This is a genomic window from Candidatus Enterococcus willemsii, from assembly GCF_009933335.1.
In the GTDB taxonomy this organism is placed as follows: domain Bacteria; phylum Bacillota; class Bacilli; order Lactobacillales; family Enterococcaceae; genus Enterococcus_F; species Enterococcus_F willemsii.
In genome coordinates this window covers 247,969-269,840 of sequence record NZ_MAEL01000054.1, presented here as the reverse complement: position 1 = coordinate 269,840, position 21,872 = coordinate 247,969, and the positions used below count along the sequence as shown (strand labels likewise).

Sequence of the window (21,872 nt, the reverse complement as noted above, 5' to 3'; positions counted from 1 at the left end):
ATACCTATTAGTTACAAAAAGAAAGTAAGCACTTAAAAGTAAGTTAGTTACTTTTTAGAAACCATTGTATTGTAGTAAGGAGAAATCATGGAAAATTTTATATTTGATTGTCCGGTTGAAACCACCCTATCTCTCATCAGCAATCGTTGGAAGGTCTTAATTCTACGAGATTTAATGACTGGGAAAAAGCGCTTTGGTGAATTAAAAAAATCGATTGGTAGTATTTCCCAAAAAGTCTTAACCACTAATTTAAGAGATATGGAAGAACAAGGCTTAGTTACGCGTAAAGCTTACCCCGAAGTCCCACCACGAGTCGAATATGAATTAACTGCTACCGGTTATAGCCTACAACCAGTATTAGATAGTTTGTCTGCTTGGGGTGCGAATTATCAACAGCAATGCCGAAAGAATGATTAACAAATATGAATGGACCACATTCCGGTAAATCCATAGGAATGTGGTCCTTGTTATTCACTATTTTTATAATAATAAATGGCTAATTGTGTACGGTCACGAACGTCTAATTTATCAAGCAACTGACTAATATAATTACGAACCGTTCCTTCACTTAAAAACAACGCTTCGGCAATCTCTTTATTGTTTTTACCTTCAGCAATTTGTTCAAGAATTTCTGTTTCACGATTGGTGAGTTTAATAGGAATTTTCTTTGGTGCCGTGGTTAAAATAGTCGAGAGCTTATCAGCGACTTCATTCCCAAAAACTGATTGACCCTTAGCTACTGCTTTAATTGCTGGAATAATATCTGCTAAATTTTGTTTGATTAAATACCCTTTTACACCGATTTGTAGTGCTTCACGGATATATTCTTCATCTGAAAAAGTTGTCAGCAATAAAATTGCCGCTTGTGGATATTTAGTGAAAATTGCTTTTGCTGCATCAATACCAGTTTGATTCCCCATTCGAATATCCATTAATAACACATCTGGCTGAAAACGCGTGAATAATTCGACTGCCTCGTCTGCAGAATGGCCCACTGCAAGAACCTCAATTTCAGCACCTATTTCCAAAATTGTTCGCAACGACTCGGTTACTAAGCGGTCATCATCGACTACAATCACTTGAATCATGAATTCCCCTCCGCTCTTTTTTTATTTTTAGGTAAAATAACTGACACAACAAATCCTTTATCCGTTGCATTTATATGAAGTTGTCCCCCAATTTCGTCTATTCGTTGTCGCATACTAAATAGCCCCAGACCGGTTCCTTCTTTGAACACGGTCCCATTATCTAAGATACGGCAACGATAAAAAGCAGGTAATTCTGTTTGTTCGATAATCACTTCTGTCGCATTGCTATGTCGCATCACATTAGACAAGCATTCCTTGATAATCATCAATAAAATTCTACTTTGCTCGTTATTCAAATGCTGCGATAAATCTCCTTGCACTTTTATCGGACAAAAGTGAAAATCGCCTAGTATCATTGCTAAACCTTCATGAAATTGAAGTGACTCTTGATGAAGATCATGGACGCTTTCACGAATTTTATCCATACCAGTATGCACAGTTTCCTTCAATTGATAGAGCGGTTGTTGAAGCTCCTCTGCTTTATTAACCACTTCCAATGCTCCTAGCTGAATAATTGCACTTGATAGCAAATGCCCTACATTGTCATGAATATCACGAGCAATTCGATTCCGCTCCTCCGCAATTTCCAATTTCAGCACTGCTTCCTGTGACTCAATCACTTCTTCATGTTGCCTACGTAAACGTTGCTCTTTTTCCCAACTGTCATCTTTCAACGCTAAAAAGTCTTGCGATAATCGTATGTGTGTCAAACGAAGATTACTTAGATAATACCCAAAGAGAACGAGGAAAATCAAAAAGAAACAATTTAAAATAGATACATCAAAACAAATGATTGCCAAAGAACCTACCACAATCCAATGAATCGGCAATAATTCCTTACGATTGACCATATACCACACACCCGGTAAAAAATAACTTAAATGAGGAAAATAAAAGCTGACTATATAAAAGATGACTAATGTCAAAACCTGTCCAAGTCTCTTCTTAATGAATAATGTTGGGAATAGTAAAATCAAACTCAGTAATATCACTAGAACAAATTCTGGACGAAAAGGCTTCTGCAACAAAAGTAAAAAACTAACTATCTGCAAAAATAAATATGTCCCTAGAAAATGATGTTTTTCCACTGGTCTCTCCTTTCACTTATGACATTTGTCATGTCGCTTTTAGAAAATAAGCACTACCGACAATCACTTAATTCCATTATAGTCAAAATAAGAATAAAAAGAAAAGGAGTTTTTCTTATGATGATTGAAATTGAAAATTTAGTAAAACGTTATAAAGAAGTTCTAGCCTTAAATCATTTTAACTTAACGGTTGAAGAAGGAACTATTTTGGGCTTATTAGGCCCTAATGGTAGTGGAAAATCGACCGCCATTCACTGCATGTTATCTTTATTAACGTATGATCGCGGAACAGTTAAATTATTTGGTGAGAAAATGTCGCCTACACGATTTGATATTAAACGTAGAATTGGGATTGTTCCTCAAGATATTGCTGTATTTGAAGAATTAACCGTCGTAGAAAACATCGATTATTATTGCGGATTGTATGTAAATGATAAAAAAACACGGAAACAATATGTCGAAGAAGTTATCGAACTTGTCGGGCTAGAGAAATTCCGAAAATTTCACCCAAATCAATTAAGTGGCGGCTTGAAACGACGGTTAAATATCGCCTGTGGTATTTCGCATAAACCAGAATTAATTTTTTTAGATGAGCCCACAGTTGCTGTTGACCCACAAAGTCGTAACAAAATTTTGAATAGTATTAAAGAGTTGAATCAACAAGGTGCAACCATTGTTTACACCACTCATTATATGGAGGAAATTGAGATTTTATGCGATAAAATTGTCATCATAGACCAAGGTCAAGTCATTGCCGAAGGGACGAAAGAGGAACTAAAAAATATGATTCGAACGGGAGAAAAATTGCTACTTGAAGTTCCTGAACTCTCCGCAGAGCACCAAAAACAGTTACAAACAATCCCAGGAGTTCAAGGAATTGACTATAATCACTTAATATTAACGCTCCATCTTGACAATACAAAAGATACGTTGCTCGCCATCTTAAATTATTTGATGCAAGAAAACATTGTGTATGCAAATTTACATACACAAGAAGTCACTTTGAATGATGTCTTTTTAGAGATTACTGGCAAAGAATTGCGTGACTAATCGCAATGGAAACTGATTAAAAGGAGGTTCTTTTATGTTTTGGCATTTATTTTATTATCGTTTAAATATACTTATAAAAAATTTGTCGTTAATTTTTTGGACCATGGCATTTCCAATTCTTTTAGGATTATTATTTACTGCTGCGTTTAGCAATCTTGATAGGGTCGACTATCTAGAAAGTTCAAAAGTAGGAATTGTCGCTAATGAAGAAAATAGTGAAGAATTTGAAGCAATCTTATCTGAATTAAAATCCGAGGAAACAGAATTATTTGAAGTCCAACATTTAACTAAAACAGATGCTAAACAAGCACTGGCGAATGATACGATTGTTGGATACTATGAATTTTCTGAAGGGGACATTGAATTATTTGTCGGTAGAAATGAAATCCCCCAAGCTATTCTATTGGAATTTTTGAATCAGTATTTAGCAGAGCAAAATAAAGTAGAAATTTTATTAGCAGCAGGAATTCCCCCTGAAGAAATCATGCAACGTCTCTCCATAAATCAACAATTTGTTGTGGATCAAGAACAAAAAAATACCAATAAAAGTAATTTTTACTTCTTTACCTTATTAGGAATGACCATTATGAATGGCTTGCTTTGGGGTTTAGGAAATACAAATGATCAGCAAGCGAATCAATCTGCAAATGGTATTCGTGTCTGCTTATCTCCACGCAATAAGTTTATAGTTTCTCTCGCAAATTTGTTGGCTAGCTTTGTTTTGTTTTATGCACAAACCCTGATTGTCGTTGCAACTTTCCACTTTATTTATGGTGTTGAATTTGGGAGTCATTGGCAGTGGTTGCTTCTGTTAATTGCTGTTGGTGTATTAAGTGCCCTATCTTTTGGTACATTGCTTGGAAATATTTCATCTAAGCTAACCTTTGAACAAAAAATTAGTATTGGGACCACCTTAACCATGGTCTTAAGTTTTTTAGCAGGTATGATGGGGACGGAAAGTTTAAAATACTGGATTAGTACGAATCTCCCTTTATTAGGACGACTCAATATTGTTAATCTAATCAGTGAAAGCTTCTACCAACTTTACTATTATCAGTCTCTTCATGCGTTTTATATCAATTTTATCTGGCTAACAAGCTTCACTGTTTTGTTCTTCTTAGTGAATATCTATTTCGAAAGGAGAGTTTCCTATGACCATTTATAAAACGGTGCTAAAATTATTACAAACAAATAAAACGCCACTGTTAATTGGCGTAGCTATCACAGCATTTATCACCTTGACTCAGTCAGGAAATATCCGAGAAGAACAATCCGCAGCCCAAAACACAAAGATTGCTGTTCTTTCAGATGACGATTCGACTGTCGTGCAAGGATTAGAAGACTATTTGGCAGAAGAACAGCAACTTGTCACATTGAGCGATACTTCAGATGAAGCCATCGATGATGCGTTGTATTTCGGAGAAGTTGCATATATTCTAACTATTCCAGCTACTTTTACCGAACAATTGGAAGGTGGAGAAATGCCTAAATTAACAGCTAAAACACGGCCTGACACTTTTTCAAAAGTCTTAGTTGATTCAACAATTAATCAATTTTTAAATACGTATTTACTTTATCAAGATGCACAACCTTCGTTGAGTCAATCAGAGTTGATCGCACAAACAACGGAAACATTTCAAAACAAACAACAGTTCCAACTTGATGCGGCTTACAACCAAAAGAATAACCAAACGATTGCTGCTAGCTTTATTAATTTGCTAGCTTATGGTCTCTTCTCAACTATTTTTTCCGCATACGCATTAGTGAACGGTGCATTTAATCGAATACCAATTAAATTCAGAAATAACTGTTCACCAATTTCTCGTCGCAAATTAAACCGGCGTATTTCTCTTGCTAATTTGAGCTATGCGATTTTAGTTACATTGATGTTCAGTATATTTGTTCTTTATTTTTCAAAAATCACTGATATGCAAGTACTCAGTCTCTTTATCCTAAATATTCTTACCTTCTTTTTAACAATGGTCACTTTTTCAACCATGATTACAAGTCTCATTAAAAGTGCCGATACCATTAGTGGGATTAATAACGTCTTTATTTTAGGTAGCTGTTTTATTAGTGGTGTTTTTGTTCCATCAGAAATTTTACCTGATATTGTCAACAAAATTGCTGCGTTCACACCAACGTACTGGTTTGTACAAAACAATCATTTAATTGCTCAGCAAACAATGTATACTCGCTCGTTTTATAACACATTGGGCTTAAATTTATTTATATTAATAGCTTTTGCGCTTGCGTTCATGATTATTCAATTTATCAATTTAAGAGAACGTGGCTCAGCTATTTTAAATAAATCCAAACGAACTGCTAGATAACATTCAGTCCATTTAACACAAAAAAAACTGGAAAACCTTTGAATAGGTCTTCCAGTTTTTATATTTTTAAATAAGATTATTTTACAGTTACAGAAGCGCCAACTTCTTCTAAAGCAGCTTTTAACGCTTCAGCATCTTCTTTAGAGATACCTTCTTTAACTGGTGCAGGAGCGCCATCAACTACAGCTTTAGCTTCTTTCAAGCCTAAGCCAGTTGCTTCACGAACTGCTTTGATAACTTTAACTTTTGAATCGCCAGCAGAAGTTAATTCAACTGTGAATTCAGTTTGTTCATCAGCAGAGTCACCAGCGCCAGCAGCAGCTACAGCTACAGGTGCAGCAGCAGATACGCCAAATTCTTCTTCGATAGCTTTAACTAAGTCGTTTAATTCTAAGATTGTCGCGCCTTTTAGCTCTTCGACAATGTTTTCAATGTTCAATGCCATTATTGTTTTCCTCCATTATAGGTAAGTTTATTTTTTTATTTATTAACGTTGTATCATGCGGCAATTAAGCTACTTCTTCGTCTTTTTCTGCAACTGCATTGATAGCGTAAGCCACGTTGCGGACTGGCGCTTGTAGTACAGATAAAAGCATAGATAGAAGACCTTCGCGGTTTGGTAGTTTTGCCAAAGCAATGATTTCTTCCAATGAAGATACTTTGCCTTCGATGATACCGCCTTTGATTTCTAATGCTTTTGCTTCTTTAGCAAATTCATCGATGATTTTCGCAGGTGCGATTACATCATCATTACTGAAAGCCACGGCTGTAGGACCAGTGAATACTTCACCCATTCCTTCTAAACCAGCTGCTTCAGCTGCACGTGAAAGAATAGAGTTTTTGATAACTTTCATTTCTACGTTTGCATCACGCAATTGTTTACGTAAACGAGTTACTTCATCAACAGTTAATCCACGGTAGTCTACAACTACTACAGATGCCGCTGCTTTGAATTTTTCACTCACTTCTTCAACAATCGCTGCTTTTTTAGCGATAGCTGCTTCACTCATTATTAAAATTCACCTCCTGGTTTTGATGGAAGAGTTCTTCTTGTCAAAAGACATAAAAAAACTCTATGCCACCGTAGACATAGAGGGACAATTGAAGTTTCTCAATAGATGTCCTCGGTAGGAATTATGACTTTCGTCACCTACTGTCTTCGGTACAGTTAATTATTTAACCTCAAACACCTTACCATAGGAAAGGTGTTTGAGTCAACAATTTTTGTTTAATTTCTAAAATTAATTAGAAAGAAGCTGAATCTACATGTACACCAGGGCCAAAAGTAGTAGTCACTGTAATGTTTTTCATGTAAGTTCCTTTAGCTGCTGATGGTTTAGCTTTCACTAATACATCATGGATAGTTTTAAAGTTTTCAACAAGTTTTTCGTTGTCGAATGATACTTTACCGATTGGAACATGGATGTTTCCGTTACGGTCAACACGGTAAGTTACTTTACCAGCTTTTACTTCGTTAACTGCTTTTGTAACGTCCATTGTAACAGTACCAGTTTTAGGGTTAGGCATTAATCCTTTAGGTCCTAAAACGCGTCCTAGTTTACCAACTTCAGCCATCATATCAGGTGTTGCTACTACAACGTCAAAGTCGAACCAGCCACCTTGAATTTTTTGAGCTAAGTCAGCTTCGCCTACGTAATCAGCGCCAGCAGCTTCTGCTTCTTTTGCTTTTTCGCCTTTAGCAAATACTAAAACTTTTTGAGTTTTACCAGTTCCGTTTGGTAGTACCACTGCACCACGGATTTGTTGATCCGCTTTTTTAGGGTCTACATTTAGACGGTAAGCAACTTCAACAGTTGCATCGAATTTTGCAATATTTGTGTCTTTTGCTAATACTACTGCTTCTTCAACTGAATAAGCTTTAGTAGCATCAACTTTTTTTAATGCTTCTTGCATTTTTTTGCTTTTTTTAGCCATTTTTGTGTTTCCTCCTTGATGTGGTTATAACGGTAGAACCTCCCACGTGTTCTATATCTTTCAATATAGAGCCAACTGAGAAGCTACTTCCTTAGGTTTCAGTGTAAGAATTAACCTACAGTGATTCCCATGCTTCGTGCAGTTCCTTCAACCATGCGCATAGCTGCTTCAACGTCAGCTGCGTTTAGGTCTTCCATTTTCAACTCAGCGATTTCTTTAATTTGATCGCTAGTAACTGATGCAACTTTAGTTTTGTTTGGTTCACCTGAACCTTTGTCAATTTTTGCAGCTTTTTTCAATAATACTGCTGCTGGTGGTGTTTTTGTAACGAATGTGAATGAACGGTCTTCGTATACAGAAATAACAACCGGAATGATTAAACCTGCTTGGTCTGCTGTGCGAGCGTTGAATTCTTTTGTGAATCCCATAATGTTTACGCCTGCTTGACCTAATGCAGGACCTACTGGTGGTGCTGGTGTTGCTTTACCTGCAGGAATTTGCAATTTAACGATTTTTTCTACTTTTTTTGCCACGAGACATACCTCCTTGAGTCCGTGATGTGGTTAATTGGAGATCAAAATTTCTCCTCCCACTTGTTTCAGCGCACACAAAATACAAGATTTCATGCACACTCGAATAGTATATCAGAATCAAAAAAATTTTCAAGTGTTTTTTCTTTCATTTTTCTTTCATTTTTTCTCGTATTTGTGTATCACTAGGCATACCGGTTTGTGCACCTAATTTTTCAACAGCTAGCGATGCACCAGTTGTGGCCCACTCTACTGCTTCGGCAAATGCCATCCCTTGTGCTAATTTAGCAGCTAAAACACCATTAAAAGTATCCCCCGCCCCAGTGGTATCCACTACAGTTGCTTTTGGCGCACGGACTGTAATTAATTGATGCTTTTCAACATATGACACACCTTCTGCACCACGTGTCACAATTAATTGCGTTTGATGTTCTCGTACCCAATTCAGCATTTCAGTCTCTAATTCACTTGCCGTTTGTATTTTTTTTCCTACCATATCAGCAAATTCTGTCTCATTTGGGGTAATAATATCTACCCACGGTAATAAAGTTGGAACGCTTCGATGATAAGGTGCTGGATTTAAAATAGTCTGCATCTGATTCTTTTTCGCTAATTGTAAACCTTGCAAGACTGTTTCAATTGGGATTTCTAATTGTGTAAGTAACACGCCCTCTTGAAAATCTTTCGCAGAAAGCTCTTGTGCTGTTAATAAACTATTGGCACCTGGCAACACAACAATCGCATTATCTTGCGGTAATTTAAAAATGGATGCTACACCTGTAAATACAGTATCATCACAAATTACACCGGCTAAATCAATTGTTTCATTCCCTAAATGTTGCTTGATTTTTTCACCAAATGTATCCATCCCAATCTTTCCAATAAGCTTCGTTGGCACACCTATTCTAGATGCTGCCACAGCTTGATTGGCTCCCTTTCCCCCAAGGAAGTAATCAATTGTTTCTCCTAAAATCGTTTCACCTACTGTAGGCATCTGCTTCGTTGTCATCACCATGTCCATATTTAAACTACCTAGAGTTAAAACTTTCGTCATTATTTCTCACATCCATTTGTTTTTTATAAATTAAAAACTCTCCAAATTCACTTCTATTTTCAGGAACGTAACTTGCCACAAAATGAAAACAATGCTTTTCAAAAAAATACCGCATATTTTTATTCGTATGATTTGTCGAAGCATATAAAAAAGAAAGCTTCCTCTCCTTCATCATTCGATAAATATTTTCCAGCATAACACTGGCTAAACCAGTGCTCTCTTTCTCTGGTATCGTCACAAATCGCTTCATCCATGCCAAGTTTTCTGCTTGGTTGATTTCTAAAGTCACTACATTTACAATTTTATCATTTTCTACTAATTTGTAGAGCCTTTTTTCGTGAATATCTTCTTTAATTAATTGTTCGTTCGGGTATTCGCTCGTCCATTGATATATTCCTTGTCGAACCATATGTCTCTTCGCTTGATTAAACAATACAACAATTTCAGCTAAATCTTTCTGTACGCAAATACGAAACATCATTCCATCCACCTCAACTCTTTCATAAAAAGAAGCTAGAACAAGTAAATACCTGTCCTAGCGGTATCTGCTAATAGGGTAATAGCACGATAGATAAAATAATTACGGCTAAAATGCCAACTATTGTAGGTACACTTGTTCTTTTTAATATACGAATAGGACTAACTTTAATACTCGAAGCAACAATCATCACGACTGCCGCTACTGGCGAAATAGTTCGAGCTAAATTAGCAATCATTTGCATGGGTAGAGCAATTAAAATACCATCAATTCCAGCTTTTTCAGCGATATTTGGAATTAACTCAACGACTGCATAGAACATTGCTAAACCACCGCCACTTAAGATACCAAACAATGTCGTAGCACCACTAAAAATTAATGATGTAACAATCCCTGCTGAACTAGAAGATTGAACAGATTCCATGATCGTATCTATGATTCCCATCGTTTGGATAGCGGTAGTAAATAGTGAACCTCCGACAACTAACATCACGACTTGACTAAAACCTTGTCCCATTCCTTTAAACATTTCTGAGGCAGAGTCTTGAATCTTTTTATAAGATTTATGGCGAAAGGCTTCAATAATAACTGCGATAAAGAAAGAAATAAATGTTAATACAAAAATATCCATTTGAATATTTTCATAAATGAATCCTAGAATTCCTACAACTAAAATTAAAATCAAAGGCAATAATGGAAGAATCGCATAAAAACTAGGTGCATGTTGCTCTTCTTCCTCTGCTGTTTCGATTTCTTCTACGTCTACAAAAGCTGCAGCACCTTCCTTTTTATCACAGTACTGTTGCCAAAAGAATTGTGTAACCGCAATAATCAATAGGACAGGAATAGAAACTTTCGCATTCCACATCACATAATTCAATAAATCATAACCTAATGTTTCAGCAGCTATCACATTGTCTGCCCCTAATGGTGTGGGCATAATTGTTGCAGTCATTGCAATTACTCCAGCAGCACTTAATGATGAAACACCTGCGCTTGCCAACATCGGATATAAAATAGCCATCAAAATAATTGCTAAACTGGATGCACTAGGAATCACTAAGGACATTAAATTTCCAATTAAGAAAACCAAGGGTACGAATAATAATTTATTCTTTATCTTCAACAGTGGTCGTACCAATATATTAACTGCGACTTTATTTGCTCCAATCACATTCATATACCCGGAATAACCAAATAAAATCATAATAACAATACCAGCAGAACTTACTTGCGAAATAATAGTATCTTTGAATTTCAAGAATATATCAAAGAATCGTAAACCTGTACCTTCTCCGTCAGGATAAATCGGATATCCTAGCAATACAGCAAATAATAACAACACCAAAGCACCTACAATTAAGCTAAGTGCTGGATGATAATTTTTGATAATCAAATACGCAACTGCAGTTAAGACAATCAATACTAAAAATGCTTCAACCATTTCATTTCCTCCTTAAATTTTGCTTAACTCATTAATAACCCAATTTCTAAATCCATCTACATCAACTTCTACACAAACTGTGGCATTTTTTTCATCATGATATTTCATTTTTAAATCTGCGACTGTGGCTCCTGCAGCGGGTCCTTCTGTTGCAATCTCAACATATGTTGCTTGTGTTTCAAATAATTGTGGGGCTACGAGATAGGCGATTGCACAAACATCGTGCATTTTTAAGCCAGTTTTTAAACTGCCTCCGCGATAATGTTTAAACATGGCATAAAACATTTCACCGACTTTTCCTAAAGTTTTAATTTTTTCTGTTTCTTGATTTGTCAGAACGGCTACGCTAGTTACATCTGTTCCCACCATGACAATTGGTACGCCTGATTGAAATACCATTTTTGCAGCATGTGGATCAACGTAAATATTAAATTCTGCACTAGTATTTGTATTCCCTCTAGACATCGTGCCACCCATTAACACAATTTCTTCAATATTGGCTTTCACTTCGGGATACATAGCAAAAAGTAAAGCTATGTTAGTTAATGCAGCAATCGGAACTAGAGTGATTGGTTCTTTACTTTCTAATATCGTACGGCGCATTGCCTCAACTGCATGTACAGTTTCAATTTGTCGAGTAGGTTTTGGAAAGTCATATCCATCCATGCCGCTTTCTCCATGTATGTCTGCAGAATCTTCAAACTCATTAATTAGCGGATGAGCGCTGCCCTCAGCAACTGGAATCTCTTTTTCAAAAAAAGACAGTAACTTTAAAGTATTGTCAGTTGTTTTGGCTACGCTTACATTTCCGGCAACAGTGGTTAGTAACTTTACATCTAGCTCCTCGTGATTTAATGCAATGGCTAAAGCAACTGCATCATCAATTCCTGGATCTGTGTCAATAATGACCGCTCTTTTTTTACTCATTTTATTTCCTCCTTTTTGATTAAGCGCTTTATCAAAAGATATTTTTTTAGACTCCCTTAATAGGAAGTCTTTAGGTTAAGCGCTTTATCTTTATACAAAACATAATAACGCTTTCTTTTTGTGATGTCAACTATTTTTAGAAGAATTATTAAATAAAGGACCACATAACCAGAATAAATGCTAATGTGGTCCTTATCTAATGGTTATACTTCAGTCTTTCCAATCGCTCGAATACTTTTTTTCAATACTAATTCGGGATTAAGAATAATTTGTTCGGGGTGATTATTTTGTAATAATTTCTCCAGTAAACAAGTTGTATTTATTGCTAATTTTTTCGTGTCTTGATTAACAGATGATAGTTCAATGTCAACCATTTCAATAATTGCTAATTTATCGTATCCGATTAATGATTTATCATTAGGTATATTTATCGCTAATTCTTTGGCACGTTTCATAATTCCTAGGGCAACCATATCGTTGGTAGCAGAAATTGCTGTCATTTCTTTATTTAGTAAATACGCATCGGATTTATGATAGCCATCTTCAAATGTATAGCCAATTTCCACAATATCATGTTTAGCAAAAGATACGTTATATTCGGCAAATGCTTTTTGCATACCTGCAATTTTACTTTGCGCATTAGGCACATGATTATCACCAATCATGCAGACAATTCTCTGATGGCCTCGTTCAAGTAGCTCCTTTGTCAGTAAGTAAGCACCATTAAAACTATCGAAATATACTTGACTGATTGTTTTATTATGTAACGGACGATCAACTAACACAAAAGGAATTGGAATATTCAACAAAAATTGTTGCAATTCATTCGTATCGTGAAATGCTTGATTAGATAAAGCTAAAATTAAGCCATCGACTCCCCGATTTAATAATGTAGAAATAAGCGCTTTTTCGTTTTCAAATCCATCATTACTATTAGTTAATATCGTTAAATAACCAATTTCTCTCAATTGTTTTTCAATCTCTTTACTCAATTTTGCAAAAAAAGGATTTTCGATATCTGGTATAACAATACCGATTGTGTTTGTTTTGCGTTTAGCTAGACTTTGAGCTGCAATATTCGGAATATAATTTAATTCAGCAGCAATTTTTTTTATTTCTACTTTTTTACTTTCTGAAATTCTTGAAGGCTTATCATTGAGGACTAAAGAAACAGTGGCTTCTGAGACGTTCGCTAGTTTAGCAATATCTTTCATTCTAACTTTCATTTGTTTACTCCTAAATCTATTTAGTTTAATTACCCATATCATACTTGAAAATGAAATAGATGTACATTACGCCTCACTGATTTATCAATCACGATTCTTTTCTTTTTCATGTTAAAAACTTATACTACCTACAAAGAGGTGTCTTATGAAAAAAATATTCTTTCTATTATTATTTATTCTGGTCGGTTGTGGACACAAGGCAGAAACGACTACAACAATCAGTGAAACAACAACGTCTTCCACCGCTGAAATTATCAAGAAATCATCAATTCCAACTTTATTTATCCATGGCTATTCAGGTGGACCTCAAACGTTTGGCACCTTGATTGAGCGTATGGAAAAAAATGACTTAGCGAAAAAAGAAATGACCATCACTGTGAAAAGCGATGGAAGCATCCAAGCCGATGGTCAATTAAGTGGGCAAGCAAACAACCCCATGATTCAAGTATTATTTGAAGACAATGAAAGTCACGAGTGGAATCAAGCGGCATGGATTCGAGCAACACTAGCCTATTTACATGACACTTATGCTATCAAAAATGTTCATTTAGTCGGCCATTCCATGGGTGGTGCAAGCAGTCTCCGTTATTTAGGGACCTATGGCGCAGATGATTCATTACCTCAAGTAAACAAATTTTCCGCAATTGGGGCACCGTTTAATGAGTTTATCGATACTTCTCAAACACAATCCATTGATGAATTACTTGCAAATGGACCTACAGAATTTTCAGCACGTTACAATGATTATGCAACAACGCTTCCTACTGCTCCAAAATGTGAGATACAATTATTGGTGGGGCAATTGAGTACCGAAGAAGTAAATGATGGGATAGTACCTATATCAAGTGGCTTGTCAATTTATCATCTGTTACAAGAAAATAATTACCATGTATCTAGCCATATTATCAAGACCAATGCACAACATAGTCAACTTCATGAAAATGAAGAAGTGGATGCCTTATTACAAGCATTTTTATGGGATAAATGAAAACTATGAGTGATAATCACTTCATCATATAAACAAGCGGCAAGTGTTAGCAACTTGCCGCTTGTTTGTATTTATACGCTTTGTTTTAAGACTGCTTTTCTAAGATTTCTTTTGTTAAGCGTTTGGCAGTTGGTGTAACAGCTAATCCACCTTCTGCTGTTTCACGGAAAGTCGCAGGCATTTGACGGCCTACTTGATACATCGCCTCGACCACTTCATCTGGTGGAATGACACTTTCAATTCCTGCTAATGCCATATCTGCTGAAATAAAAGCTTGCGAAGAACCTAACGCATTTCGCTTCACACAAGGAACTTCAACTAAACCAGCAACTGGGTCACAAATCAAGCCCATCATATTTTTGAGTGTAATAGCCACTGCTTGAGCAGATTGATGAGCATTCCCACCTTTTGTCGCAACCAATGCCGCTGCAGCCATTGCACTTGCTGAACCGACTTCCGCTTGACAACCACCTTCTGCTCCAGATATAGATGCATTATTGGCCATCACCAAGCCAAATGCACCAGCAGTAAATAAGAAATCTAATTGTTGGGCATGTGTCAGATTTAAACGTTCACGGCAAGCCATCAATACACCTGGAACAACGCCTGCACTACCAGCTGTTGGTGTCGCACAAATCAAGCCCATATTGGCGTTGACTTCATTGACCGCAATCGCATTGCGAACTGCCATCAAAATTGTCTCTCCACTTAAAAAATCCCCTGACGCAAGGTAATCGTTCATCTTCGGAGCATCGCCACCGGTCAGCCCTGTCACAGAAGTCACACCAGCCACACCTTCATCTACTGAACGTTCCATCACCTGTAAATTGCGTGCCATTAATTCAATGATTTGTTCACGTGTCCGTCCAGTCAATTCAATTTCTGTCGCAATCATTAATTCCGCTACTGAATCATAGCTTTTTGCTTGTTCTACGAGTTCTGCTATTGAAAAAAACATCTTTTTACTCCTTTATCCAAAATATGAGGCACTGAAAATATGTGGCAATGCACGAATTTGTTCTAAGATTTCCTCATTCCGTTCATCCACTTCAATAATCATGATTGCTTTTTCCCCTTTTGACTCACGAGTTACAGTCATAGTGCCAATATTCACTGCTGCTTCTGATAATAATTGACTAACTTTGGCAATCATTCCTGGGACATCTTGATGAACCACGATAAAGGTTGGTACACCTAGAGAAAGCGAAAGTTTAAAGCCATTCAATTCGGAAATTTGAATGTTTCCTCCACCGATGGATTTTCCTGTTACGGTTAATTTACGGGTCCCTTTTGTAATCTTCAACTGCACCATATTTGGATGTTCCGCTTTTTCTTGTTTAGGTACAAATAAAACTTCCATACCACGCTCATGGGCAATTTTCAATGAATCTGCTAATTGTGGATCATCAGGCTCCATTCCTAATAAACCTCCAACCAAGGCAATATCTGTCCCATGGCCCCGATAAGTTTTTGCAAAGGATTCATATAAATAAATGTCGACCGTATCTGGTTGTTCTCCAAAAATTTTACGGACTACTTTACCAATTCGAGCCGCTCCGGCAGTATGTGAGCTACTCGGACCAACCATAACTGGTCCGATAATATCAAATACACTGCGATATTTTAATTGTTCCATTTTTCCACCTCATACATCTCATTGAAATTAAGTCAGACATTTAATTAACGAGGGACAACTTCCGCTGGAATAGCTGACTGGTATCCTTTGCTTCCGACTGTTTGTTTGTGTTCTTTTTTAGCTTGTTCCACTAGCTCCGGTTTTGTGAATAGGTCATATGCCGTTGTCGCAATGACTTTACCTGCTGCAAGTAACCCTTTATGCGCAACCGAAGATTTACCATTAGCAACCCATTGCCAAGAATGCGGTGGCGTGCCTTGAGGCTCACATCCAAGAAAAACTTGTGCTGTCGGACAAACCCAGCTGACATCTCCCACATCAGTGGAACCAGATGTTGCTTCTGAAAAAACTAATGGTTGAATTTGTTCGCTCACTGGTAATGTGCCTAAACGCTCAGCTTCTTCCTCTGATAAATCAGGATCCATGGCTTTTGCTCGTGCAACAAGTGATTCTTTCGTTGGTTCTGGTAAGGTATCATAATATCGTTTAGCATAAGCTTGATCTTCTTTGGTTAAATCCAATGAGCCATATTGCTCTAAATTTTCTTGCATCACACGAGTCACAGCATGATTTGGCAAGTAATTGTAACAAGCGGAATCAAAAACCATTTCTAGTTCCGTCTCGGTCATCAACGCTGCACCTTGGGCAATTTTATTCACTCGTTGATAAATCTCATGCGCTTGTTCAATTTTCGGTGCACGAATGAAATAATATAAACTAGCTGTTGGTTGAACAACGTTTGCTGATTCCCCACCAGCATCCATAAAGGCATAATGCACGCGTCCTTCATCGATGATATGCTCACGTAAAAATTGTACACCAATATTCATTAACTCTGCCGCATCTAAAGCACTACGTCCGTGTTCTGGCGCTGCTGCTGCATGAGCAGATACCCCTTTAAAGTTATAATAAATTTGATAGACAGCTAAGCTACTTACTGCCCAAGCCCCACTGATATCCATCGGATGCCAAGATAATGCGACATCAACATCATCAAATAAACCATCTCTAGCCATGAACGCTTTTCCGTAGCCACTTTCTTCCGCAGGACAACCAAAGAGTTTAATTGTACCATTTAATTGATTTTCTGCCATATAATCTTTGATGCCAACAGCGCCAGCTAATGCGCCAGTTCCTAATAAGTTATGACCACACCCATGACCATTACCACCTTGCACTTCTGCTTTGGGTTCACCTAAATCAGCTACTTGACTTAAATTACCTAAAGCATCATATTCAGCCAAAATACCAATGACAGGTTTTCCTGCACCATAAGTTGCTACAAAACAATGCTCCATGTTCGCTAACCCTTTTTCAATTGAAAAGCCTTCTTCTTCCAAGACATCATAAAATGGTTGCACGGACTTTTCAACAGCAAATCTTGTTTCTGGAGTTGCCCAAATTTTATCTGCTGCATCGATAAATTTTTGTTTCTTCGCTTCAATTAATTCAATAATTCTTTCTTTTGCTTCCATCATTATTCTGCTCCTTTTTTCAGTCCAAAGACGACTGTTAATCCACATAAAATACTTGCTACTGCCATAAATCCAAAGGACATGGTGAATGAACCACCACCGACTTTAATCAGTTGTCCTAAAATTAACGGCGCTAAAAAGCCACCTAATGTACCACCTGTATTGATAATCCCAATTGAAGAACCAATAATCGATTGATCCATCAACTTATGCGGCAGTGTAAAAATTGCTGTAAACGCACTAACAGAAATCATACTTACCAAGATGAGCGCAATCATTGAGAAAACCAAATTCGTCGACAACACAAATCCTACCACTAAAATGGCTGATAAAACAGTCGCAGTTAAAATAAATATTTTTTCTTTTCCTAAAAATAATTTAGACAATAAGACACCCGCAAACATTGTTGCCACTGTTTGAAAAACTGCATTAAACGCTAATAAATACCCGATATGGGTAATTGACAAACCAAATTTTTGGGCTAAAACAGTCGGCAACCAAGACATATTACCATAAAGTAAAAAATTTAATAATAACATCGCTACAAATAAAACAAGCACATTTCGATTAGAAATCACTTGAGAAAATGGGATTTTCTTAGCACTGACAGATGCATCACTTGCTGCATCTTTGGGGACAAAAATTGCGACTAAAATCATCGAAATAAGGAAAAGCAATCCCAAACCGATGTAACCATATCGCCACTGTGCATTGATTAAATTCGTTCCCAAAGTAAACGCTAAAATCCCACCAATTCCAGAAGTTGATAAAATAATCGATTGAATAAATGTTCGTTTATCTAACTGGAAATTACTTGCAACAGCTTTGGTTACACTAGGAGGATACCCACCATGTCCAATTCCTGCAAAAAAGCGAATAACCACAAACAACATTAAACTACTCACCATGCCAAAAGCAAATGAAAATAATGAAATGATTCCTAAAGAAAGCATCAAGACTTTTTTGGCACCAATTTTATCTGCTAACCATCCACCGGGTATTTGCATTAATGAATAACCTAAGAAGAAAAAAGACATAATTAAACCTGTTTGACCGGCATCCAAATTAAATTCCTGTGCTATCGGGATAACAGCCGTGGAAATCATGCTCTTGTCCATATAAACCATCGAATAGCCTGCCATTAGTGCCAAAACAATTCCTAAATTGCTTTTCTTTTCTATCACTGGGTCCATCGTTTTTTCTAGTTCCATTGTTTTATTTCCTCCATTTCTATTCTTCTATCGTCATCTTACAGAAAGCGCATTCATACATACAGATACTTTTTTATGCTTTTGAGTCATATTTGATACGTTGATTTATTCACAACAAATCACAACGTAAAAAATGCCGTTACTTTTTAACTAAGTAGTAACGGCTTAACGATTAATAGTCGGCAAGCATTGAAGGATAGCGCTTCTTTAATAACAGATTCTTCCGTCATTTCTTTCACTTCAACTTCAAAATGAAGCATAATTTTCTTTTTCAAATAATCCATCATCTCTGCATCTATCTCGGATAATCCCCCCAAACGAAGCCAATCATTATAAATTCCTCCATGGTCTTTATCCAAGGAATAACGTTTAACGACATAGGTCATTGGTTTGATCGATTGCATGGTTAAGAGAAGCTCAACTACTTGATATTGTAAATAGTTGGCATTAATCGACATGCTTGGATTGATATACGAAGGATTAGTTAACAAGATGTTTACTTCGTCTCCTTGCCTGCAAACACAAACTTGTTCATTTTGGTAAATCACTTGACCTGACATTTTATCTAATAATTGAAGCGCTAAATAAACTGGCCGTTTCAACGAACAAACGAGATACAAGGATAGACTATTTCCTTGCTCGCTTGGATAATAGGATTCGCTATTCAACCATACAGCAATACCATCAACTTTTGTTGACAAACTAAACCATTCTTTGATAAATAAGGCTACACGAAAGAACGTTCCCGCAAAAACTTCCCCTTCACCCACTAAAGTATCCCAATCAGTAATGTAAATCTCTCCAGATAAGTCATATTTGTTCAACAATTCTTGGAGCAGTTGAAAATGATGCATCTGATACTCTTGGATAGATAGTTGTTCATCACTGTCCAAAAGTGCTCCTGCTGTTGGGTTCGATTTGTAGCTGAAAAAAGTAAGTGGTAAAGATGCCAAAGTAAGTTTATGCAAAAAATTTTCCACCAATTGATAGTTGTCATGAAAAGATAGACTACCGACATACACACCTATCTTTGCCTGTGGCACATAAAGTTGAAGCTCTTGATAAAAACGGGTAAACCACTCAAAATTTTTGTCAGGACAACACGTTGCATGCCATTCAAAATGCCAATTAGCCACTTCTTGTTGCCCGAATTTTTTTAATAACTGGCGAATAAAGACAACTTGCTGTTGATACCAAGAGGCAATGTCTTTTTCTACAGCAGGTAATTCAAAGACAATCAAAGGTGTCTTTTTTTGTCTAACGATAAATTCAAACAGCAAATTATTCTGTTGATGATCCGAAAATAATGTGAGATACCCCTCTCTCTTTTCGTAACAAAAACCATTTACCCGTATAAAATCAAAAGCTAATTCACTTAAAGCTTCCTTTAAATCTGCTTGGCATTCTGCTTTCAACCAGTTTGTCGCTTTGCCAATATTCAAAATCCGTTTTGGCTGTCTTAGGGGCTGTGGCTTGTCTTGTAAAGAAAAACGATATTGTCGTTCTTTTTTTATATCAAACTCATCGCGTTCATTTTCAATTAAATGTTTTGCTAACACGTCTATGGTGGTTTCTTGGTCTAATACCTGCCATTGTTCTGTGACGGTCGATGGCTCCATGTGATGCTTTTGCATTCGAAATTGTTTCGGTGTCATGCCATAACGAATTTTAAATGATTTATGAAATGATTTACTACTTGAAAAGCCATTATTTAAAGCAATTTTCAATACGGATGTCTCACTGTAGCGTAATTCGTTCGCTGCATGTTGCAAGCGTACTTTCTTAACATATTCTCGGAAAGTTTCTCCTACTTCATCTTTAAATTTTTTCGATAAATAATTATAAGATAAGTAAGAATCTTTTGCTAACTGCTCTAAGGATAAAGGTTGTGTATAATCCCGCTCGACAGTCTCTAGAATCGCTTGAATATCGGGATTGACGATTTCTTTCATGGGCTGATTTTCTTGCTGAAATTGATTTCGCAAATAGGTTAATAGCGTAAAGAATTTTTCATAGATGGCAAATTCTTGGTTCCCTTCAGGATTAAAATAGGTACTGACTAATGCCATCAGTTGGGTACGGACTTTCGTAAATTGCCGTTCTTGATAATTCAGGTGCGCAGAAGCCATTGTGTTACAAATAAATAATGGTGCCCACTGGATTCCTAGTTGTCGCTCAATTTCTTTGCGTTGAATTTCAAGAATCACTAGTAAAGATTCTTCCCCTTGAAAAGAAATCTCGCAACTCTCAAAAGCATTAATAATGAGTAAATCTTCTGCACACATAGTATAAGTGATGCCCTCTTTACGAATTGTCATTTTCCCCTGTAATCCCAGTAGCACTTTAATAGTGTCCTCTTTTTTAACAATCCAGTATTGCCCTTTAACTAATTTTAATGTAAACGGAAATATACCTCTCACTGTTTTTCATCTACTTTCAGCTTTTTTCTTTCATCATAGCGAAATTCAGACCATAAAAAAAGAGCAAAGATAACTTTGCTCTTTAAAATTAATCAATTTTATCGACTTGCTCGAAGTCTAACTCGGTACTTGTTTCGCGACCAAACATGTTGATATTTACTTTCAGTTTTTCTTTCTCTAAATCTACTTCTGTCACGTGTCCTTCTAAACCAGAAAACGCACCTTCAATGATTTTCACTGTTTCGCCGACTTCAACCTCTAATTCTACTGTACGAGTACTCATACCTAATGAACGTAAAATAGAATTGATTTCTTCTTGTAAAAGTGGTGCTGGTTTACTTCCAGCGCCGTGAGAACCAACGAAGCCAGTTACACCTGGTGTATTACGAACCACATACCATGATTCATCAGTCATTGTCATTTCTACTAATACATAACCAGGGAATGTTTTATGCACGATTTCTTTTTCTTTTCCGTTTTTCACTTCTGTTTCTGTTTCTTCAGGAACAACGACGCGGAAAATAAAATCACCCATTCCCATACTTTGTGCACGTGATTCAATATTTGCTTTTACTCGGTTTTCATAACCTGAATATGTGTGTAGTACGTACCAACTTTTTTCAAATGACTCCATGTTATTAACTTCCTATTCTATAGTTGAATTCATCCATTTTCGTAAAGGCTGGACTGTGCCTAAGTTGTTTAAGATTCATTGCTAAATAAAAAAACCTCAGATAATTCCGAAGTTTTTTGCTCACCAATAATTATAGCATCCTTTAGCTAATTTCGCTAGTCCGATGTTAGTAAACTATTTAATAATCCAGCTAAAAGCTGTTTGAATTCCCGTATCCATTAAGTAGAACAACACTGCGAAAATAAGCGATGTTTCAATAACAATAATCACATCTTTGCGCAATTTTTTACCTGTTGGCCAAGTTACTTTTTTCATTTCATCTTTGACACTTGCTAAAAATTTCATGAGGTTCCTC

The 21,872-nt window shown here is 36.5% G+C and carries 23 protein-coding genes and 1 other annotated feature; of the genes, 5 read left to right on the top strand and 18 right to left on the bottom strand.

The annotated features are described in order from the left end of the window. Positions 1–87 precede the first annotated feature (87 nt). A complete protein-coding gene (locus BAU17_RS12385) occupies positions 88–417 on the top strand; it encodes a winged helix-turn-helix transcriptional regulator (protein WP_161903135.1) in 330 nt (109 codons plus the stop codon). 50 nt (positions 418–467) lie between these two features. Here the strand turns inward: BAU17_RS12385 and BAU17_RS12380 are convergent, their stop codons facing one another. After that, entirely contained in the window at positions 468–1,088 is a 621-nt protein-coding gene (locus BAU17_RS12380) for a response regulator transcription factor (RefSeq protein WP_161903134.1), read from the bottom strand. Then, entirely contained in the window at positions 1,085–1,939 is an 855-nt protein-coding gene (locus BAU17_RS12375; protein WP_161903133.1) for a sensor histidine kinase, read from the bottom strand. The genes BAU17_RS12380 and BAU17_RS12375 overlap by 4 nt, the downstream gene beginning before the upstream one ends. A 354-nt stretch (positions 1,940–2,293) precedes the next feature. On the opposite strand from BAU17_RS12375, the gene BAU17_RS12370 reads away from it, so the two are divergent. The 3 genes from BAU17_RS12370 to BAU17_RS12360 are packed head-to-tail and all read left to right on the top strand — an operon-like array spanning position 2,294 to position 5,559. After that, on the top strand, positions 2,294–3,226 hold the full coding sequence (locus BAU17_RS12370; RefSeq protein WP_161903132.1) for an ABC transporter ATP-binding protein: 933 nt from the start codon (positions 2,294–2,296) through the stop codon (positions 3,224–3,226). A 34-nt stretch (positions 3,227–3,260) separates the two neighbouring features. After that, positions 3,261–4,391 carry an ABC transporter permease gene (locus BAU17_RS12365; protein WP_161903131.1) on the top strand — a complete coding sequence of 377 codons (1,131 nt, stop codon included), beginning with the start codon at positions 3,261–3,263 and terminating at the stop codon, positions 4,389–4,391. Further along, positions 4,378–5,559, top strand: a complete 1,182-nt coding sequence (locus tag BAU17_RS12360) for an ABC transporter permease (RefSeq protein ID WP_161903130.1) — start codon at positions 4,378–4,380, stop codon at positions 5,557–5,559. The genes BAU17_RS12365 and BAU17_RS12360 overlap by 14 nt, the downstream gene beginning before the upstream one ends. 76 nt (positions 5,560–5,635) lie before the next feature. On the opposite strand, the gene rplL is transcribed toward BAU17_RS12360, so the two are convergent. The 9 genes from rplL to BAU17_RS12315 all read right to left on the bottom strand — a co-directional run bounded on the left by rplL (position 5,636) and on the right by BAU17_RS12315 (position 13,153). After that, positions 5,636–6,004, bottom strand: coding sequence for a 50S ribosomal protein L7/L12 (rplL, locus tag BAU17_RS12355; protein WP_161903129.1), 369 nt, complete (start codon positions 6,002–6,004; stop codon positions 5,636–5,638). A gap of 64 nt (positions 6,005–6,068) precedes the next feature. Continuing rightward, a complete protein-coding gene (gene rplJ / locus BAU17_RS12350; RefSeq protein ID WP_161903128.1) occupies positions 6,069–6,569 on the bottom strand; it encodes a 50S ribosomal protein L10 in 501 nt (166 codons plus the stop codon). A gap of 45 nt (positions 6,570–6,614) precedes the next feature. Then, positions 6,615–6,740, bottom strand: a sequence feature (ribosomal protein L10 leader region). 64 nt (positions 6,741–6,804) lie between these two features. Further along, positions 6,805–7,494 (bottom strand): 50S ribosomal protein L1, encoded by a 690-nt coding sequence (rplA, locus tag BAU17_RS12345; RefSeq protein WP_161903127.1) that lies wholly within the window; start codon positions 7,492–7,494, stop codon positions 6,805–6,807. A gap of 110 nt (positions 7,495–7,604) precedes the next feature. Next, a complete protein-coding gene (gene rplK / locus BAU17_RS12340; RefSeq protein WP_161903126.1) occupies positions 7,605–8,027 on the bottom strand; it encodes a 50S ribosomal protein L11 in 423 nt (140 codons plus the stop codon). Positions 8,028–8,172: 145 nt separating this feature from the next. Then, complete coding sequence (locus BAU17_RS12335) at positions 8,173–9,078, bottom strand: ribokinase (protein WP_161903125.1); 906 nt, start codon at positions 9,076–9,078, stop codon at positions 8,173–8,175. After that, complete coding sequence (locus tag BAU17_RS12330; RefSeq protein WP_161903124.1) at positions 9,053–9,559, bottom strand: GNAT family N-acetyltransferase; 507 nt, start codon at positions 9,557–9,559, stop codon at positions 9,053–9,055. The genes BAU17_RS12335 and BAU17_RS12330 overlap by 26 nt, the downstream gene beginning before the upstream one ends. Positions 9,560–9,626: 67 nt before the next feature. Continuing rightward, positions 9,627–11,000: a C4-dicarboxylate transporter DcuC gene (gene dcuC, locus BAU17_RS12325; protein WP_161903123.1), complete on the bottom strand. Its 1,374-nt coding sequence runs from the start codon at positions 10,998–11,000 to the stop codon at positions 9,627–9,629. Between the two features lie 12 nt (positions 11,001–11,012). After that, positions 11,013–11,927 carry a ribonucleoside hydrolase RihC gene (gene rihC / locus BAU17_RS12320; protein WP_161903122.1) on the bottom strand — a complete coding sequence of 305 codons (915 nt, stop codon included), beginning with the start codon at positions 11,925–11,927 and terminating at the stop codon, positions 11,013–11,015. Between the two features lie 203 nt (positions 11,928–12,130). After that, a complete protein-coding gene (locus BAU17_RS12315; protein ID WP_161903121.1) occupies positions 12,131–13,153 on the bottom strand; it encodes a LacI family DNA-binding transcriptional regulator in 1,023 nt (340 codons plus the stop codon). Between the two features lie 145 nt (positions 13,154–13,298). Here BAU17_RS12315 and BAU17_RS12310 point away from each other — a divergent pair, with 145 nt between their 5' ends. Further along, on the top strand, positions 13,299–14,141 hold the full coding sequence (locus BAU17_RS12310; protein ID WP_161903120.1) for an alpha/beta fold hydrolase: 843 nt from the start codon (positions 13,299–13,301) through the stop codon (positions 14,139–14,141). Positions 14,142–14,226: 85 nt separating this feature from the next. Here the strand turns inward: BAU17_RS12310 and sdaAA are convergent, their stop codons facing one another. The 7 genes from sdaAA to secE all read right to left on the bottom strand — a co-directional run bounded on the left by sdaAA (position 14,227) and on the right by secE (position 21,862). After that, positions 14,227–15,099, bottom strand: coding sequence for an L-serine ammonia-lyase, iron-sulfur-dependent, subunit alpha (gene sdaAA / locus BAU17_RS12305; RefSeq protein ID WP_161903119.1), 873 nt, complete (start codon positions 15,097–15,099; stop codon positions 14,227–14,229). A 12-nt stretch (positions 15,100–15,111) separates the two neighbouring features. Beyond that, positions 15,112–15,777: an L-serine ammonia-lyase, iron-sulfur-dependent subunit beta gene (gene sdaAB, locus BAU17_RS12300; RefSeq protein WP_161903118.1), complete on the bottom strand. Its 666-nt coding sequence runs from the start codon at positions 15,775–15,777 to the stop codon at positions 15,112–15,114. 44 nt (positions 15,778–15,821) lie between these two features. Further along, positions 15,822–17,252, bottom strand: coding sequence for an amidohydrolase (locus BAU17_RS12295; protein WP_161903204.1), 1,431 nt, complete (start codon positions 17,250–17,252; stop codon positions 15,822–15,824). A gap of 2 nt (positions 17,253–17,254) precedes the next feature. Next, positions 17,255–18,463: an MFS transporter gene (locus tag BAU17_RS12290; protein ID WP_237579124.1), complete on the bottom strand. Its 1,209-nt coding sequence runs from the start codon at positions 18,461–18,463 to the stop codon at positions 17,255–17,257. A gap of 146 nt (positions 18,464–18,609) precedes the next feature. Continuing rightward, the gene (locus tag BAU17_RS12285; RefSeq protein ID WP_161903117.1) at positions 18,610–20,883 is read right to left on the bottom strand and encodes a helix-turn-helix domain-containing protein; all 2,274 of its coding nucleotides are present in this window, start codon (positions 20,881–20,883) and stop codon (positions 18,610–18,612) included. Between the two features lie 88 nt (positions 20,884–20,971). Further along, positions 20,972–21,517: a transcription termination/antitermination protein NusG gene (gene nusG, locus BAU17_RS12280; RefSeq protein ID WP_161903116.1), complete on the bottom strand. Its 546-nt coding sequence runs from the start codon at positions 21,515–21,517 to the stop codon at positions 20,972–20,974. A gap of 174 nt (positions 21,518–21,691) precedes the next feature. Then, the gene (gene secE, locus BAU17_RS12275) at positions 21,692–21,862 is read right to left on the bottom strand and encodes a preprotein translocase subunit SecE (protein WP_161903115.1); all 171 of its coding nucleotides are present in this window, start codon (positions 21,860–21,862) and stop codon (positions 21,692–21,694) included. Positions 21,863–21,872: the final 10 nt, after the last annotated feature.